This window comes from Kineosporia corallincola, from assembly GCF_018499875.1.
Taxonomy (GTDB): Bacteria; Actinomycetota; Actinomycetes; order Actinomycetales; family Kineosporiaceae; genus Kineosporia; species Kineosporia corallincola.
The window spans coordinates 49,025-64,065 of sequence record NZ_JAHBAY010000020.1 but is presented as its reverse complement, the minus strand read 5'-3'; the positions used below and the strand labels follow the sequence as shown (position 1 = coordinate 64,065).

Below are 15,041 nucleotides of genomic sequence, written 5' to 3'. Positions count from 1 at the left end.
ACCGGTCAGGACCGGCAGTCTGCACGATCCAGCGGAAACTGGCGAGAGCGAGTCACTCCAGTCACAGGGGCAACAGGTTTCGGTGTTTCGTCGTCCTCAATGAGTGGTTTGTGGGGAATCCAGCAGGCCGAGAACGAGCGCCAGGGGCGGCCATTCGGAACGGCCCGGACGCGTGACGGCGTAGGCGCGCAGGTGCACCTGCGGATTTCGCAGGGGTACCAGGGTGATTCCCCTCGGCGTGGGACGGTCGGCCGGCAGCAGGCCGATGCCCTGCCCGGCCAGGATCAGGTCTTCGACCAGGGTCAGGCTGTCGGCCTGGTGGGTGATGCGTGGCTCGAAACCGGCCAGCGACGCCAGGGTTCGCGCCACCTCCGTGTCGGCGGTGTTGCGGGAGTTCACGATCCACGGCTGCCCGGCCAGAAAGGTGGAGTCCGCGTGCGCCAGTGACTGCGGCACGCCGATCGACCAGGGCGTGGTCCACAGCGGAACCCATTGCAGAACCGGGTCTTTGGTGCGAGGTGCCAGGTCGTAGTCGTAGACCAGCGCGAGGTCCAGGTGGTCCGAGGCGACCAGGGCCAGGCTCTCGGCCGGCTCGTACTCGTGGATCAGCACGTGCACCCGGGGATGATCGGCGGCCAGCCGGGCCACGACCGGTAGCACCGCCCGCCGGATCGCCGTGGCGAAACCGCCCACCCGCAGGGTGCCCGCGGGTTCCGCCGCCGGGTCCAGGTCGGCACGGGCGGCCTCCACCGCGGCCAGGATGGTGGCCGCATGAGCGGCCAGACGACGGCCCGCCGGAGTCAGCCGCACCCGCCGGCCGTCCGGTTCGAGCAGCGGGGTGCCGACCTCCCGGGCCAGCACGGCGATCTGCTGCGAGACGGTGGACGTGGTGGTGCGCAGCCGCTCGGCCACCTCACGCATCGAGCCCAGCCGGGAGAGTTCGAGCAGCAGTTCCAGGCGCCGGGTCTCCACCGTCAATTGTTCGCAGGTCCTGAACAGTATGTCCATGATCGGCACGTGGACACGGACGATGCATCGGCGGTCCCATGGCGGCGTGACCGTGACCTCCGTGGCCCCACCCACTTCCGCCTCCTCGGCGCGCACCGGCAGCCTGATGGCGGTCGGTGCCGTGCTCAGCGTCCAGCTCGGCCTGGCCACCGCCGTCCCCCTGCTGGAGGAGATCGGCGCGGTGACCACGGCATGGCTGCGGCTGGGTTGGGCCGGGCTGCTGTTCGCCGTGCTGGTGCGGCCACGACGGCAGGCGGTCACCCGGACCGCGGTGCTGCTCGGGGTGATCACGGCGGGACTGACGATGCTGTTCATGGCCTCCCTCGCCTATCTGCCGCTGGGCACGGCCAGCGCTCTGGAGTTTCTCGGGCCGCTCGGGGTGGCGGTGCTGCGTGGCCGGGGCCGGGCCCGGTTGCTGCCGGTGCCCGCGCTGGCCGGGGTGGTGCTGCTGACCGAGCCGTGGAGCGGGGACGTGCATCCGGCCGGGGTGGCGCTGGCCCTGGCCGCGGCCGGGTGCTGGGCGTTGTACATCCTGCTCACCCAGCGGGTGGGCGACGAGGCCTCGGGGCTGACCGGGCTGGGGGTCTCGATGCCGGTGGCCGGGCTGGTCGCCACCCTGGTCGCCCTCCCCACGCTGTTCGGCGGTGACGTGCAACTGCGGGGGGACGACGTGCTGCACGGGCTGTTCCTGGCCGTGCTCGTGCCCGTGGTGCCGTTCGTGCTGGAGCTGCTGGCACTGCGGCGGCTGACGGCGGCGGCCTTCGGCACCCTGATGAGCCTGGAGCCGGCCGTGGCCACCGGGATCGGGTTTCTGCTGCTCGGGCAGGTGCCGGGGGTGACGGCCGGGCTCGGCGTGGCCTGCGTGGTGCTGGCCGGGATCGGGGCTGAGCGGTCGGGGGCGCGATCGGGGCAGGCCGAGTGATGCGGCCTGGTTTTACGGCTGCGCGCCTGGAGTTGCGGCCGTGAGCCTGGTTTTGCGGCCGTGAGCCTATAGCAGGCCCGGGCCGCCCACCGCCTGCACCTCGTACACGTACTCGCTCCAGCCGGTGCCGTTCCACCAGCGCAACTGGCCCTGCCGGTCGGGGTCGGCGTACCAGCCCTCCTCGTCCTGCCCCTCGATTCCGGTGACCAGGCGGCGGATCTCGCGACGTGACGGGCCGCGCGGGCCAGGCAGCGTGACGGTCCAGGTGACGGCCTCGCGGTTGAGCTGGTCGATGGGACGCGCCGGTGCGGGGATGCGGGCGGGTGCCGGTTCCGGGCCGTCCTGGCTGGACAGCGACGACGCCACCAGCCGTTCGGCCACCGGCTCGTCGTGCGAGTCCTGGCGCAGCAGCGGCGGTTTGGCCGCCTTGGCGGTCCACGAGCGCAGCGACTGGATCACGTCGGCGTAGAACGTCTCGATCGCGAACAGCACGCTGTCGGCGAAACCGCCCTTGCCCCGGCCGCGTTTCGGCCCGAGCGGCAGTTCCAGGGCGAGCCGGAAACCACGGATCTCGCGGGACGGGTCGAGCACCAGGCGGTCGGGCTCGGCCCGCACCCGGCCGAGCAGTTCCGCCGACACCGAGGCCCGGGTGTGGGCGGTGAACACCTCGACCCGCAGCGTGTCGGGGGCCGAGCCGAGCTGCCGCACCAGCCAGTTGACCCGGGTGACCGGCCGGCCCACCCGGGGCGCCTCGACGTCGATGTGGCAGATCACCCGGCCGGCCCGCAGGTCGGTGGTGACGGTGAGCGCGCCGACGGCCTGCGGGATGCGCAGGACGCCGGTCAGCGTGCCGGACGAGGCCAGGGTGGAGACCAGACCGGCCGCCCGCAGCGCCGGGTCGGCCTGTTCTTTGCGGGTGCGCAGGGGCACCACGTCGGTGCCCAGCCGCCGGCCCAGCTTGAGACCCGCGAACCGCAGCAGGGCGTCGAAACGGTTGGCGACCTCGGTGGTGCCGGGATCGGTGGGGCGCAGCGTGCCGTCGAGCACCGCCTCCCGCACGGCCACCCAGTCCCGACCCATGTCGTCGAACTCCAGCGCCCCCGACCGGTCGTGCTCCAGGTAGCGGATCAGCTCACCGAGGATCCAGGCCTGGTCGGGGTCGGCCACCCCGCGGTGCTCGCGCTGCACCACGGCCTCGGTGAGCACCTGGCTCCAGGAGTAGTGGTGCAGGGCCACCGACCGGGTGCGACGGCGGTCGAGCGGGGTGGGGTGCTGCCCGGCCGTGGGGGCGATCTGGTTGCTGATGGTGAGCAGGGCGTCGAAACCGCGGCCACGGGCGACGTCGAGGTAGGTCTCCAACTGGGCCGGGTCGAGCGGGGTGGTGCCGGTCTTCACCTCGACCAGGGCGGTCCACTCCCGCTGGCCCCGGCGGACCCGGATCAGCCCGTCCGGGTAGACCTTCCGGTCGCCGTGCGGGAACGGCACCTCGATGAAGGTCTGCACGGTGCCCGCCGGTGCCCCGAGCGGCTGGGTCAGCGCCCGGCCGAACTCCTTCACCGACGCCATGACGGCCAGCAGGGCGGAGGTGGCCCGGCGCTCCTGCTCCTCACCCCCGTTGATGCCCGAGGTCGGGATGAGCCGTGCCTCTTGCCATGAGTCGATGTCGCTCTCTGCCCCGTTCACCTCATCAACAGTAGCCGCCGATGATCGGCGGTGATCGGGAATTCGGCTCTTTTCTGACCTTGCCGGAGAACTCGTGCCCCAGCGGTCGTCGTGACGGCGGGAGGGCGGCGAAAGCCGATGCCGTCCGGCCGTTCTCAGGCGGGGTTGCAGGCGGGGTTCCAGGCGGGGTTCCAGGCGGTGCAGGACGCCGGTGGTGTGCCTGGGCCGGGCCGGTCCGGGATCGTGAAAACCCTTCTGGCCTGCGGGATGAGGGTGAGGGTCGGGGAGGGAGGGCAAATTGTCGGTGGTGGGTTGCACCATGGGGGTATGAGCGGAGAGAGGGAGGGGGGTCAGCCGTCAGCTCCCGAGGGGGCCCGGCTGACAGCGACGATGACGGTCGAGGGGGTTGATCTGGCACTGCTGCGGCAGGCCGCCCGGCTCCTGGGGGCAGAAGACACGGCGACGGTCGATCAGGCCCTCGCCGAGCTCATTCGCGATCGCAACCAGCGGCGTGCGGTCGCGGCCGAGATCCAGCGCTACGAGTCCGGCCAGTTCTCGGCACTGGCGGGGCAGAACGGGGGGATGGGATGAACGTGGGGTGGCTGCTCGACAGCAGCGCCATCGGCCTGGCGCACTACAAGGAGGTGGCGGCCCGGCTGCGCCCGATGCTGCGGGCCGGGGTGCTCTACACCTGCCCGGTGCTCGATCTGGAGGCCCTGGGCACGGCCGGCACTCCGCAGGCCTACCGCAAGATGCGGGTCGACCGGCAGCAGGCGTACCGCTCGGTGCCGTTCGGGCCGGCGGTGGGCGAGCGCGCGGTGCGGCTGCAAGCCAAACTCGGCCCCTGGGCGGGGCCTCCGGTGCGCCCGCGCGACCTGCTCGTGGCCGCCACGGCCCTGGAGTACGACCTCACGGTGCTGCACCATCATCCGGCCTTTCCGCTGCTGGGTGAGGTCAGCGAGCTCGACCAGCGGGCGGTCGCAGACCTGAACACGCTGGAATGACCGAATGGGCGTACGGTTTCCGGGTTCCGGCGGCCGACGAGGGGTAGCAGGCAGGTATGGGCAAGACCGCGTTCGTGTTCGGCGGTGGGGGCATGCTGGGGGCCAGCGAGGTGGGCATGCTCCGCGCCGTGATGGAGGCCGGTCACCGGCCGGACCTCGTCCTCGGCACCAGCGTCGGCGCCATCAACGGCGCCGTGCTGGCGGCGGAGCCGACGCTCGACTGCGTGGGTGAGCTGGTGGCCACCTGGGAGTCGCTGGGCGGGCGGGAGCTGTTCTCCGGCCCGCTCCAGCGGCTGCGGGTGGCCGCCAGCACCGGCACGCACCTGCACTCGATCGAGCCGCTGCGGGCGCTGATCGAGCGGCGGCTGGGACCGGTGAACATCGAAGACCTGGCCGTGCCGTTCCAGTGCTGCGCGTCCAGCATCGAGCGGGCGGCCGAGACCTGGTTCACCGAGGGGCCGGTGGCCTCGGCGGTGTCCGCCTCGTGCGCCGTGCCGGGCATGTTCGGGCCGGTGCAGATCGGCGGCGAGCACTATCTCGACGGCGGGCTGGTCAACAGCCTGCCGGTGGGCCGGGCCGTCGCGCTCGGCGCCACCGAGATCTTCGTGCTGCACGTCGGCCGCATCGAGCAGCCGCTCAAGGTGCCCAGCCGGCCCTGGGAGGTGGCCACGGTGGCGTTCGAGATCGCCCGGCGGCACCGGTTCGCGGCCGACATGGCCGCGGTGCCCGAAGGTGTTGCGGTGCGGGTGCTTCCGGCCGGCTCGGTGATCAGCCCCAGCGCCAACCTGCGCTACCGCAACACCCAGCGGGTGCGCCAGCGCATCGAGGAGGCCTACCAGGCCTCGCGCGGCTACCTGGAGTCGCTCCCGGCAGGTGGGCGGGCCTGAGCATGCTTCCGCCCTACCTGGTCCGGCGTCTGCTGCTGATCCCACTGATGCTGCTGGTCAGTCTCCTCGCGGTGGTCACGGCTCCGGCCACGTTGCTGCTCGCGGCCCTGGCCGGAGTCGTCATCCCGGGCCAGCGCAGCCGTCCGCTGCGGCTCACCACGCTGGTGATCGGCTACCTGGCGGCCGAGGGGGTGGCGCTGTTCGTGCTCGTCTACCTCTGGGTTGCGGCCGGGTTCGGCACCCGGGTGCGTGAGCCGAAACACGAGCGCCGGCACTACCTCTGCGTGCGCGCCCTGCTGCGCTGGATCTTCTGGATGGTCAACCACGTGCTGCGGGTCCGGGTGCGGGTGGAGGGGCCGGCTCCCGAGGCCTATCGCGACCGCCCGCTGATCGTGTTCTGCCGGCACGCCGGCCCGGGCGACTCGTTCCTGCTCGTGCACGCGCTGATGGACTGGTACGACCGGGAACCGCGCATCGTGCTGAAAGACACGCTCCAGTGGGACCCGGCGATCGACATCGTGCTGAACCGGCTGCCCACCCGGTTCATCCGGTCCGGCGCCCCGGGCAAGGCCACCGTGGACCCGGCGAACGGGCCCGACGTGGAGACCCAGATCGGCGAGCTGGCGCGGCGCCTCGACCACGACGACGCTCTGGTGCTGTTCCCCGAGGGTGGCAACTACACCGCCCGGCGCCGCGCCCGGGCCATCGCCAAGCTGCGCCGGCGCGGGCTGCTGGCCGAGGCGGCCAAGGCCGAGGCCATGCGCTACGTGCTGCCGCCCCGCCCGGGCGGGGTGCTGTCGGTGCTGGAGAACGCGCCCGAGGCCGACGTGGTCTGGGTCGCCCACACGGGTACCGACCACCTGCTCACGGTCGCCGACGTGTGGGGCGCGCTGCCCACCGAGATGGACGTGAAGATGCGGTGGTGGCAGGTTCCGGCGGGCAGCGTTCCGGCCTCCCGCGAGGAGCGCATCGCCTGGTTGTTCGAGTGGTGGCGGCAGATCGACGACTGGATCACGGTCAACCGGGTGGCGGAGGGCCAGCAGGAGACCGTCTGAGGAGACATACTGGTAAGTCCTTTGCGCCGGTCCGGCACGACAGAACGCGTCGTGCCGGTATACCGGAGGTGCGATTTGTGCTGGCCGGTGCGTGATACCGGCCGGGTGAGCGGGGCGAGCTAGGCGGGATGACAAGCATGGGAGGCGACGGCGTGGGCGATGCCGCCGGTGGAACTCAGAGCGCCACCGAACGGGAGGTGTCGCTGGAGCAGTCCTACGTGGACGTGCTCTACGGACGGCTCGACGACATCCGTGCCCGGGCCGAGAAGACCCTCGACGACCTGCGCCGGTCGTCCTCGTCGAACACGCCCGCGGGCCGGGCGGAGAAAGACGCGTTCGACGCGCTGCACACCGAGCGTCTGGCCCAGCTGGGCGCGGTGGAAGACAGGCTGGTCTTCGGGCGTCTGGACATGACCGGCGGCGAACGCCGCTACGTGGGCCGGATCGGGATGTCCGACGAGGGCCAGCAGCAGATGCTGGTGGACTGGCGGGCTCCCGCAGCGGCGGCGTTCTACCAGGCCACGGCGGCCTCACCGGGTGGTGTGGCGCGCCGTCGGCATCTGGCCACCCGGGGCCGCACGGTCACCGGCATCGACGACGAACTGCTCGACGCGTCGGGTCTCGACGCGGCCGACCTGACCACGGTGACCGGCGACGGCGCCCTGATGACGGCTCTCACCGAGCACCGCACCGGCAAGATGCGCGACATCGTGGCCACCCTCCAGTCCGAGCAGGACGAGATCGTCCGGGCCCCGCTCACCGGCGTGCTGGTGGTGCAGGGTGGACCGGGCACCGGCAAGACGGCGGTCGCCCTGCACCGGGCGGCCTACCTGCTCTACACGCACCGTGAGCGGATCGCCAAGAGCGGTGTGCTGGTGGTCGGCCCGTCGCCGGTGTTCCTGCGCTACATCGAGCGGGTGCTGCCGTCGCTCGGCGAGACCGGCGTGGTGCTCTCCACACCGGGGCAGATCTTCCCGTCGGTCGAGGCCACGGCCACCGACCGGCCCGAGACGGCGGTGCTCAAGGGCGATCTGCGGATGGCCCGGGTGATCCGCGACGCGGTCCGGCAGCGCCAGCTGCTGCTGCCGAAGCCGGTTCCGATCACCCTCGACGGCGACCAGATCGCGCTGCGCCCGGCCGCCGTGGCGGAGGCCCGCTCGCGGGCCCGGCAGACCGGCCGGCCGCACAACGAGGCCCGCACCACGTTCGTCAAGCACCTGCTCGACGACCTGGCCGGCCAGCTGGCCCGTTCGCGCCGGCTGGAGAACGACCCGGAGACCCGCCTCGACCTGGCCGTGGAACTGCGCGACAGCGTCGACGTGCGGCGCGAGATCAACCTGCGCTGGATGCCGCTGTCGGCCGAGGGCTTCCTCGACAAGCTGTTCTCCGACGCCAAGCGGCTGCGGGCGGCCACCGAGGGCAAGCTGTCCAAGGTCGAGTCCCGGCTGCTGCTGCGCGAGTCCGGCAGCCCGTGGACCCAGGCCGACGTGCCGCTGCTCGACGAGGTGGCCGAGCTGATCGGACCCGACGTCACGGCCACCGCCACGGCGGCCCGGGAGCGGGCCCGGGCGGCGGCCGAGCGGGCCGAGGCGGTGCGCTACGCCCAGGGCGTGCTCCAGATGTCCGGCGAGGCGTCGGCGATGATGACGGCCGACATGCTGGCCGACCGGTTCGACAGCTCGGGCAGCAGCCTGACCGTGGCCGAGCGGGCCCGCGACGACCGCACCTGGACCTACGGGCACATCGTGGTCGACGAGGCCCAGGAGGTGTCGCCGATGATGTGGCGCACCCTGGCCCGGCGGGTGCCGTCGCGCTCGATGACCGTGGTGGGCGACCTGGCCCAGACCAGTTCCGCGGCCGGGGCCGACACCTGGGCCGGTGCTCTGGACTCGATCGCCAAGGACCGCTGGCGGATGGCTGAGCTCACCGTGAACTACCGCACCCCGGCCAAGATCATGGGCCCGGCCGCCGCCATGCTGGTGGCCACCGGCATCAGCGTGCGGTTGCCCGAGTCGGCCCGCGAGGGTGACTGGGACCCGGTGCTGCTGCGCACGGCCGACGAGCCGGGTGCCGTGGTCGAGGCCGTGCTGTCGGCGGTGCGCGCCGACGACGAGGCGCTCGGCGGTGGGCAGTTCGCGGTGATCCTCGCCCGCGAGGAGGTCACCGGCGAGGTGTCCGAGCGGGTGCGCAAGTCGCTGCTGGCACCGGAGTACGCCTCGCTGGCCGAGCGGGTCTCCGTGCTCAGCGTCGACGACGTGAAGGGCCTGGAGTACGACGCGGTGACCGTGGTCGACCCGGCCGGCATCATCGCGGCGTCGGCCCGGGGCGCCAGCGACCTGTACGTGGCACTCACCCGCCCCACCCAGCGGCTCACCGTGGTGCACCACGGTGATCTTCCGGAAGGCCTCGGGCAGGTCTGAGGTTTTCGTCGTCCTTTGTTCGAATATCACGCACGGCAATGGGAATCGGGCCCTCGGTCACGTGACCGGGGGCCCGCTGGCCCGTTCCCGTGATGATCTGTGAATCACGCGTCAAAATCTCGGATTTCCTCGGGACAGGCTGTACACAGGTGGGGCTGCAAAAGGTTCCCGACCGGCCGAGTGATTCCGAGGACAGATATGTCGCGACGCCCCGCGCTCGACGGCCTGCGGGCGTTCGCCGTGCTCGCCGTCATGGCCTTCCACACCTCCCCGGCGGCCCACGGCGGCTTTCTCGGGGTGGACGTCTTCTTCGTGATCAGCGGCTACCTGATCACCGCCCTGCTGCTGCGCGAGTGGTCACGCAGCGGGGGTGTCGACCTGAAGGCGTTCTACGTCAAGCGGGCGCTGCGGCTGCTGCCGCCCCTGCTGTTCATGCTGGCCGTCAGCCTGCCGTTCGTGTTCACCTGGGCCCGTGACCAGCTCACCCTGAACCCGGTGATCGCGATCGCGAGTGTGCTTCTGTACGTGGCCAACTGGGCCAACGTGTGGGTGAACGAGGGCACCGGGATCTGGACGCACACCTGGTCGCTGTCGATCGAGGAGCAGTTCTACCTGATCTGGCCGCTGGTGCTGATCGGGGTGCTGGCCCGGCGGAAGAAGGCGCCGGCCGCCGGTCTGGTGGTGCTGATCGCGCTGGTGGTGCTGGCTCGCTGGGTCGGCGTGGCCAACTCCGACAGCTTCCTGTGGATCTACTACGCCACCACCTCGCACTGCGACGGCCTGCTGCTCGGCAGCCTGCTGGCGGTGCTGCTGAACCGGCGCGACAGCCTGGCCCGCAGCGGCCGGCAGTCCGAGATCGTCGCCTGGGCAGGGGTGTTCGGTCTGGCCGCGCTGTTCGCCACCTCGCACATCGAGACCAGCGACACCTACGAATGGCGCCTGCCGATGGCCGCGCTGTTCGCCACGATGATCGTGCACCACCTGGCCACCCGGAAGCAGGGTCCGATGGTGGATCTGCTGTCGCTGCGGCCGTTCGTCGCGGTCGGGATGGTCTCGTACGGTCTGTACCTCTATCACTTCCCGGTCTTCATGACGGTGCAGAGCCGCCACTACCCGCACCTGGAGCAGCACGCGCTGGAGATCACGCTCACCCTGGCGCTGACCGTGTTCTCCTGGTTCGTGGTCGAGAAGCCCGCGCTGCGGCTGAAGGACCGGCTGGCCGGTGCGCCGGTGGCCCCGGTGACGGTGACGGTCGCGTTGCCGGGCCCGGCGACGGTGGAGGCGGGCCCGGCCGGTATGGCAGCCTCCGCGCAGGCGCTGGCCGCGCCGATCATCGGGTATGCGCCGCCCGGGGGAGTCGGCGGGCCGCGGGTCTGAGCCGGGGCATACGGTGGTGGCATGGCCACTCCGGTTCTCCAGATCATCGTCGCCAGCACCCGACCCGGCCGGGTCGGTCTCCCCGTGGCGCAGTGGGTGCGCAAGGCGGCCGAGAAGCACGGCGGGTTCACGGTGGAACTGGTCGACCTGGCCGAGTTGAACCTGCCGTTCATGGACGAGCCGAACCATCCCCGCCTGAAGCAGTACGTGCACGAGCACACCAAGCGCTGGAGTGCCCAGGTGGACCGGGCCGACGCCTTCGTGTTCGTGATGCCGGAGTACAACCACGGCTACACCGCGCCGCTGAAGAACGCGATCGACTTCCTGGCGCAGGAGTGGGCGAACAAGCCCGTCGGAATCGTCAGCTACGGCGGGGTGTCGGCCGGCACCCGTGCGGTGACGACGCTGGACCCGGTGCTCAACGCGGTCCGGCTGCGCCCGGCGGCGGCCGCCGTGCACATCCCGTTCGTGGCCCAGTTCCTCAGCGAGGAGCGGGTGATCGAGCCCAGCGAGGTGATGAGCGCCTCGGCCGAGGCCCTGCTGGTCGAGCTGGAGGTGCTGGCCCGCAGCTGCCGCCAGCTGCGGACCAAGCCTGCTCAGTCGTGATGTAGGTAGGCGAGAACCGCCAGCACCCGCCGGTTGTCGTCGGCGGCCTGGGGCAGGTCGAGCTTGGTGAAGATGCTGTTGGTGTGCTTGCCCACGGCCTTCTCGGACATGAACAACCGGGCCGCGATCGCCGCGTTGGACCGGCCCTGTGCCATCAGCCCCAGCACCTCGCGCTCGCGTTCGGTGAGCCGCTCCATCGGGGCCTCGTGCTGGGCACGGGTCAGGATGCTCGACACCACCTGCGGGTCGAGCACGGTGCCCCCGGCCGCGACCTGCTGCACCGCCTCGACGAACGCACGGACGTCGGTGATCCGGTCTTTCAGCAGATAGCCGATGGACCCCTGGCCGGAGGCGAGAAGTTCCTTGGCGTAAAGCTGTTCGACGTACTGGCTGAGCACCAGCACCGGGAAGGCGGGCCGCCGGTGGCGGATCTCGACCGCCGCCATCAGTCCCTCGTTGGTGAAGGTCGGGGGCAGCCGCACATCGAGGACGGCGATGTCCGCGTCTTTCGCGTCCAGCGTCTCCAGCAGCGACCTGGCGTTGTCGACGGCGGCGACCACCTCGAAGTCGTGCGCCTCGAACAGCCGGATCAGGCCGTCGCGCAGCAGCGCTAGGTCTTCGGCGAGGACGACGCGCACGGCACCTCCACGGTGACGGTTGTCGGGCCCCCGGCGGGGCTGTCGATGTCCAGTGTGCCGTCGAACGCCCGCAGCCGGCGCGCCACCCCGGCCAGACCCGAGCCGCCGTCGAGCGACGCCCCACCTGTCCCGTCGTCCCCGATCTGAGTGCGCAGCCGGTTGTCCCGGTGCTCCAGCCGCACCCAGGCCTGGTGCGCCCCGGCGTGTTTCACCACGTTGGCCAGTGCCTCGGCGACGGCGAAGTAGACCGCCGTCTCGATCGGCGCCGGAATCGGGTCAGGCAGATCGGCGGTCGTGATGACCGGCACGGACATCTGCACGGTCAGGGCCTCGACCGCCCCGGCCAGGCCGCGGTCGGCCAGCACCGGCGGATGGATGCTGCGCACCACGCCGCGCAGATCCTCCAGCGCGTCGGTGGTGGCCTGCCGGGCCTCGGCCAGCAGCGCCGCCGCCGCGGCCGGGTCGGTGTGCAGAAGTTGTTCCGCCAGGCCGATGTTCATGCCCAGCGACACGATGCGCGCCTGGGCGCCGTCGTGCAGATCCCTCTCGATGCGCCGGATCTCGGCGGCCGAGTGGTCGATCGTCTCGGCCCGGGACTCCGACACCGCGGCCACCCGGCGCTCCAGCTGGGCGGTGCGTGAGCTGCCGAACATCGCCAGCGTGGTGATCGCCCGGGCGGTGCACAGCACCGGCCCCAGAATCCACCACAGCGCCAGGTCGAGAGGGATCAGCAGTACCATCCACCACAGGCCGGGAAACACGAACGGCAGTACGACATGCGCGATCACCCCGGCCGGCAGGGCGACCACGATGGCCGACATGACCAGGCCCCCGGTGGCCGCGAACGCGGCGAAGGCCAGGTCGAGCCAGCGCCGCGGATCCTGCACCCAGGTCAGCGGCCCGCCCCAGAGCAGAGCCGCACCACGCTCGCGGGGACGCTGGTGGTCGCGGACCTCGACCGGCCGGTGCAGGGCCAGCCCGGCCAGGTGGCGGTGCACCCGGCCGAGCCGCGCGGCCGACGGCACGGCGAGGTGGAGCAGCAGGAACCCGACGCCCACGGTGGCCGTCGGCCAGCCCGCCACGATCAGGACGAAGACCAGAGAACTGGGGACGGCGAGCAGCACGTGCGCGGCCTCGAGCAACCAGATCCGGCCGCGGTCGGCGAGGCCCGCCTCGTCGACCCGGAGCAGCGGAACCCGCCGCGGGCTGCGCCCTCCCCACATGGTGGGCAAGTGTGTCATCTCCGGGGGGAACGGCAGATCGGGCACGGTTCGCCCGGGAACCCCGCCGTCACAGGGCCGTGGCAGGATTCGGTCATGTCCGTTGCCGACCGCCGTGTTCTGCCCGTGAGCGATGCCGACGTGGTGGCGGCCGCGGAACTGCTCGAGCCGGTGATCCGGCGCACGCCCGTGGTCCGCAGCCGCGCGCTCTCCGACCTGCGCGGCGGCCAGGTGTGGCTGAAGTGCGAGAACCAGCAGCGCGCCGGGTCGTTCAAGATCCGCGGGGCCTACACCCGGATGGCCCGGCTGTCCGACGAGGAGAAGGCCCGTGGTGTGGTCGCGGCCAGCGCCGGCAACCACGCCCAGGGGGTGGCCCTGGCCGCCCGGCTGCTGGGGGTGCCGGCCCGGGTGTACATGCCGGTCGGCGCGCCGCTGCCCAAGCTCGACGCCACCCGCGGTTACGGCGCCGAGGTGGTGCTCACCGGCAACACCGTGGACGAGTGCCTGGCCAGCGCGCTGGAACACGCCGCCACCAGCGGCGCGGTGATGATCCACCCGTTCGACCATCCGGACGTGGTGGCCGGTCAGGGCACCATCGCCCTGGAGCTCCTGGAGCAGCGGCCCGAGGTGAAGACGGTGCTGGTCAGCACCGGTGGCGGGGGACTGCTCGCCGGGGTGGCCACGGTGCTGAAGGCCCGCCGTCCCGACATCCGGGTGATCGGTGTGCAGGCCGAGTCGGCCGCCGCCTACCCTCCCTCGCTGGCGGCCGGGCGCCCGGAGTCGCTGCCGTCGATGAGCACGATGGCCGACGGCATCGCGGTCGGCCGGCCGGGTGACGTGCCGTTCACCATCGTCGAGAGCCTGGTGGACGAGATGGTCACGGTCGACGAGGAGACCATCTCCCGGGCCCTGATCCTGATGCTGGAACGGCAGAAGCTGCTGATCGAGCCGGCCGGGGCGGTGGCTGTGGCGGCCCTGCTGAAGCCCGAGCTGGAGATCGAGACCCCGGCGCTGGCCGTGCTTTCCGGCGGCAACGTGGACCCGCTGCTGCTGATGCGCCTGATCCGGCACGGCCTGGCCTCGGCCGGGCGGTACCTGCGCCTGCAAGTGCGGGTGCCCGACCGGCCCGGCTCGCTGGCCGGGCTGCTCATGCGCCTGGCCACCACCGACGCGAACGTGATGGAGGTGGAGCACGTGCGCACCGGCCCGCACACCCCGGTGAACGAGGTGGAGGTGGCGCTGTGGCTGGAGACCCGCGGCGCGGAGCACTGCCGCCAGGTGGTGGCCGACCTGACCGAGGCCGGGTATCAGCCGGTCTCCAGCGAGACGGACTGAGCTCCGGCCGGTTCCGGCTGCCGTGAGCGGCCGGGGCGCTGCAACCGGCTGACCAGCGCCCAGGCGCCGCCGACCACCAGCCAGCCGGTCAGCACGTCGAGCGTCCAGTGGTTGCCGGTGCCGATCACCACCAGGCCGGTGAGCAGGGCGTGCCCCCAGCTCAGCCCGCGCAGCAGCCGGCCGGTGGTGAGCAGGTGCACGGCCAGCGCCACCCACAGGGCCCAGCCGGCGTGCATCGAGGGCATGGCCGCCAGCTCGTTGGTCAGCCGGCCCATCCCGCCGGGAAGCGAGTCGCCGCCGCCCCACCAGCCCAGATGTGCGCTGCCGGCGAGCACGTCGGTGTAACCCGGCACGAAGCGCGGCGGGGCGGTGGGCAGGATGAGATAGGCGGTCAGGGCCAGCACGGTGGCCAGCACCAGGGCGTTGCGGGCGTAGGAATAACGCCGGTAGCCGCTGAACCAGAGGGCGATCAGCACGGCCGCGGTGATCACGTAATGGGCTGTGGCGTAATAGAAACTCGCGCCCACGGCCAGCCATTCGTGCTGCGTGGTGAAGCCGTTGAGACCGGTCTCCAGGTCGAGGTGGAGCCGGCGCTCCAGCCCCAGCACCGCCCGGGCCCGCTCAAGGGCCGGGTGCAGGTCTGCCGAGGCGAGCAGCCGGGACAGTGAGTAGATGCTCCAGAGTGCGCCCAGCAGAACGAGTTCCCGCATTCCCCGCCAGGCCCGGAACATGCCCTCACCGCCCCTCCGCATGGTGGACCGGGCGGCCTTCCCCACCGCACGGTCCTCGGTCAGCTTAACCGCGGGTGATCGCCTGGTGATATCAGGGTTACCCCTGAGAGGGCTGGGTTGCATCCCGTACCGGCTCGCCGGGTTCTGACCTGCCGTGACGATGAGGTCACGGAACG

14 protein-coding genes are annotated in these 15,041 nt (G+C 71.8%); 9 read left to right on the top strand and 5 right to left on the bottom strand.

What is annotated here, in order from left to right; all coding sequences use genetic code 11:
- Positions 1-96: 96 nt before the first annotated feature.
- Complete coding sequence (locus KIH74_RS32975; RefSeq protein WP_372492166.1) at positions 97-972, bottom strand: LysR substrate-binding domain-containing protein; 876 nt, start codon at positions 970-972, stop codon at positions 97-99.
- 142 nt (positions 973-1,114) lie between these two features.
- Between KIH74_RS32975 and KIH74_RS32970 the strand changes: the two genes are divergently transcribed.
- Positions 1,115-1,930 carry an EamA family transporter gene (locus KIH74_RS32970; protein WP_372492165.1) on the top strand — a complete coding sequence of 272 codons (816 nt, stop codon included), beginning with the start codon at positions 1,115-1,117 and terminating at the stop codon, positions 1,928-1,930.
- Between the two features lie 66 nt (positions 1,931-1,996).
- On the opposite strand, the gene KIH74_RS39075 is transcribed toward KIH74_RS32970, so the two are convergent.
- Positions 1,997-3,613 carry a DUF2510 domain-containing protein gene (locus tag KIH74_RS39075; protein ID WP_214160346.1) on the bottom strand — a complete coding sequence of 539 codons (1,617 nt, stop codon included), beginning with the start codon at positions 3,611-3,613 and terminating at the stop codon, positions 1,997-1,999.
- Positions 3,614-3,919: 306 nt separating this feature from the next.
- On the opposite strand from KIH74_RS39075, the gene KIH74_RS32960 reads away from it, so the two are divergent.
- From KIH74_RS32960 to KIH74_RS32930, 7 genes are all read left to right on the top strand, one after another.
- Positions 3,920-4,183 carry a hypothetical protein gene (locus tag KIH74_RS32960; protein ID WP_214160345.1) on the top strand — a complete coding sequence of 88 codons (264 nt, stop codon included), beginning with the start codon at positions 3,920-3,922 and terminating at the stop codon, positions 4,181-4,183.
- Entirely contained in the window at positions 4,180-4,596 is a 417-nt protein-coding gene (locus tag KIH74_RS32955) for a PIN domain-containing protein (protein WP_214160344.1), read from the top strand. The genes KIH74_RS32960 and KIH74_RS32955 overlap by 4 nt, the downstream gene beginning before the upstream one ends.
- A gap of 56 nt (positions 4,597-4,652) precedes the next feature.
- Positions 4,653-5,483 (top strand): patatin-like phospholipase family protein, encoded by an 831-nt coding sequence (locus tag KIH74_RS32950; protein ID WP_214160343.1) that lies wholly within the window; start codon positions 4,653-4,655, stop codon positions 5,481-5,483.
- Between the two features lie 2 nt (positions 5,484-5,485).
- The gene (locus KIH74_RS32945) at positions 5,486-6,538 is read left to right on the top strand and encodes a 1-acyl-sn-glycerol-3-phosphate acyltransferase (protein WP_214160342.1); all 1,053 of its coding nucleotides are present in this window, start codon (positions 5,486-5,488) and stop codon (positions 6,536-6,538) included.
- Positions 6,539-6,675: 137 nt separating this feature from the next.
- Positions 6,676-8,958, top strand: a complete 2,283-nt coding sequence (locus KIH74_RS32940; protein WP_214160341.1) for a HelD family protein — start codon at positions 6,676-6,678, stop codon at positions 8,956-8,958.
- A 198-nt stretch (positions 8,959-9,156) separates the two neighbouring features.
- Positions 9,157-10,335, top strand: a complete 1,179-nt coding sequence (locus KIH74_RS32935) for an acyltransferase family protein (protein ID WP_214160340.1) — start codon at positions 9,157-9,159, stop codon at positions 10,333-10,335.
- Between the two features lie 21 nt (positions 10,336-10,356).
- Positions 10,357-10,941 carry an NADPH-dependent FMN reductase gene (locus KIH74_RS32930; RefSeq protein WP_214160339.1) on the top strand — a complete coding sequence of 195 codons (585 nt, stop codon included), beginning with the start codon at positions 10,357-10,359 and terminating at the stop codon, positions 10,939-10,941.
- On the opposite strand, the gene KIH74_RS32925 is transcribed toward KIH74_RS32930, so the two are convergent.
- Together KIH74_RS32925 and KIH74_RS32920 are read right to left on the bottom strand one after the other, a co-directional pair.
- Positions 10,932-11,579, bottom strand: a complete 648-nt coding sequence (locus tag KIH74_RS32925; protein ID WP_214160338.1) for a response regulator — start codon at positions 11,577-11,579, stop codon at positions 10,932-10,934. The genes KIH74_RS32930 and KIH74_RS32925 overlap by 10 nt on opposite strands.
- Positions 11,552-12,802 (bottom strand): sensor histidine kinase, encoded by a 1,251-nt coding sequence (locus tag KIH74_RS32920; RefSeq protein ID WP_214160337.1) that lies wholly within the window; start codon positions 12,800-12,802, stop codon positions 11,552-11,554. Before KIH74_RS32920 ends, KIH74_RS32925 begins: the two co-directional genes overlap by 28 nt.
- 93 nt (positions 12,803-12,895) lie before the next feature.
- Here KIH74_RS32920 and ilvA point away from each other — a divergent pair, with 93 nt between their 5' ends.
- On the top strand, positions 12,896-14,134 hold the full coding sequence (gene ilvA / locus KIH74_RS32915; protein WP_214160336.1) for a threonine ammonia-lyase: 1,239 nt from the start codon (positions 12,896-12,898) through the stop codon (positions 14,132-14,134).
- On the opposite strand, the gene KIH74_RS32910 is transcribed toward ilvA, so the two are convergent.
- Entirely contained in the window at positions 14,107-14,910 is an 804-nt protein-coding gene (locus KIH74_RS32910) for a phosphatase PAP2 family protein (RefSeq protein ID WP_214160335.1), read from the bottom strand. The two genes, ilvA and KIH74_RS32910, sit on opposite strands and share 28 nt — an antisense overlap.
- Positions 14,911-15,041: the final 131 nt, after the last annotated feature.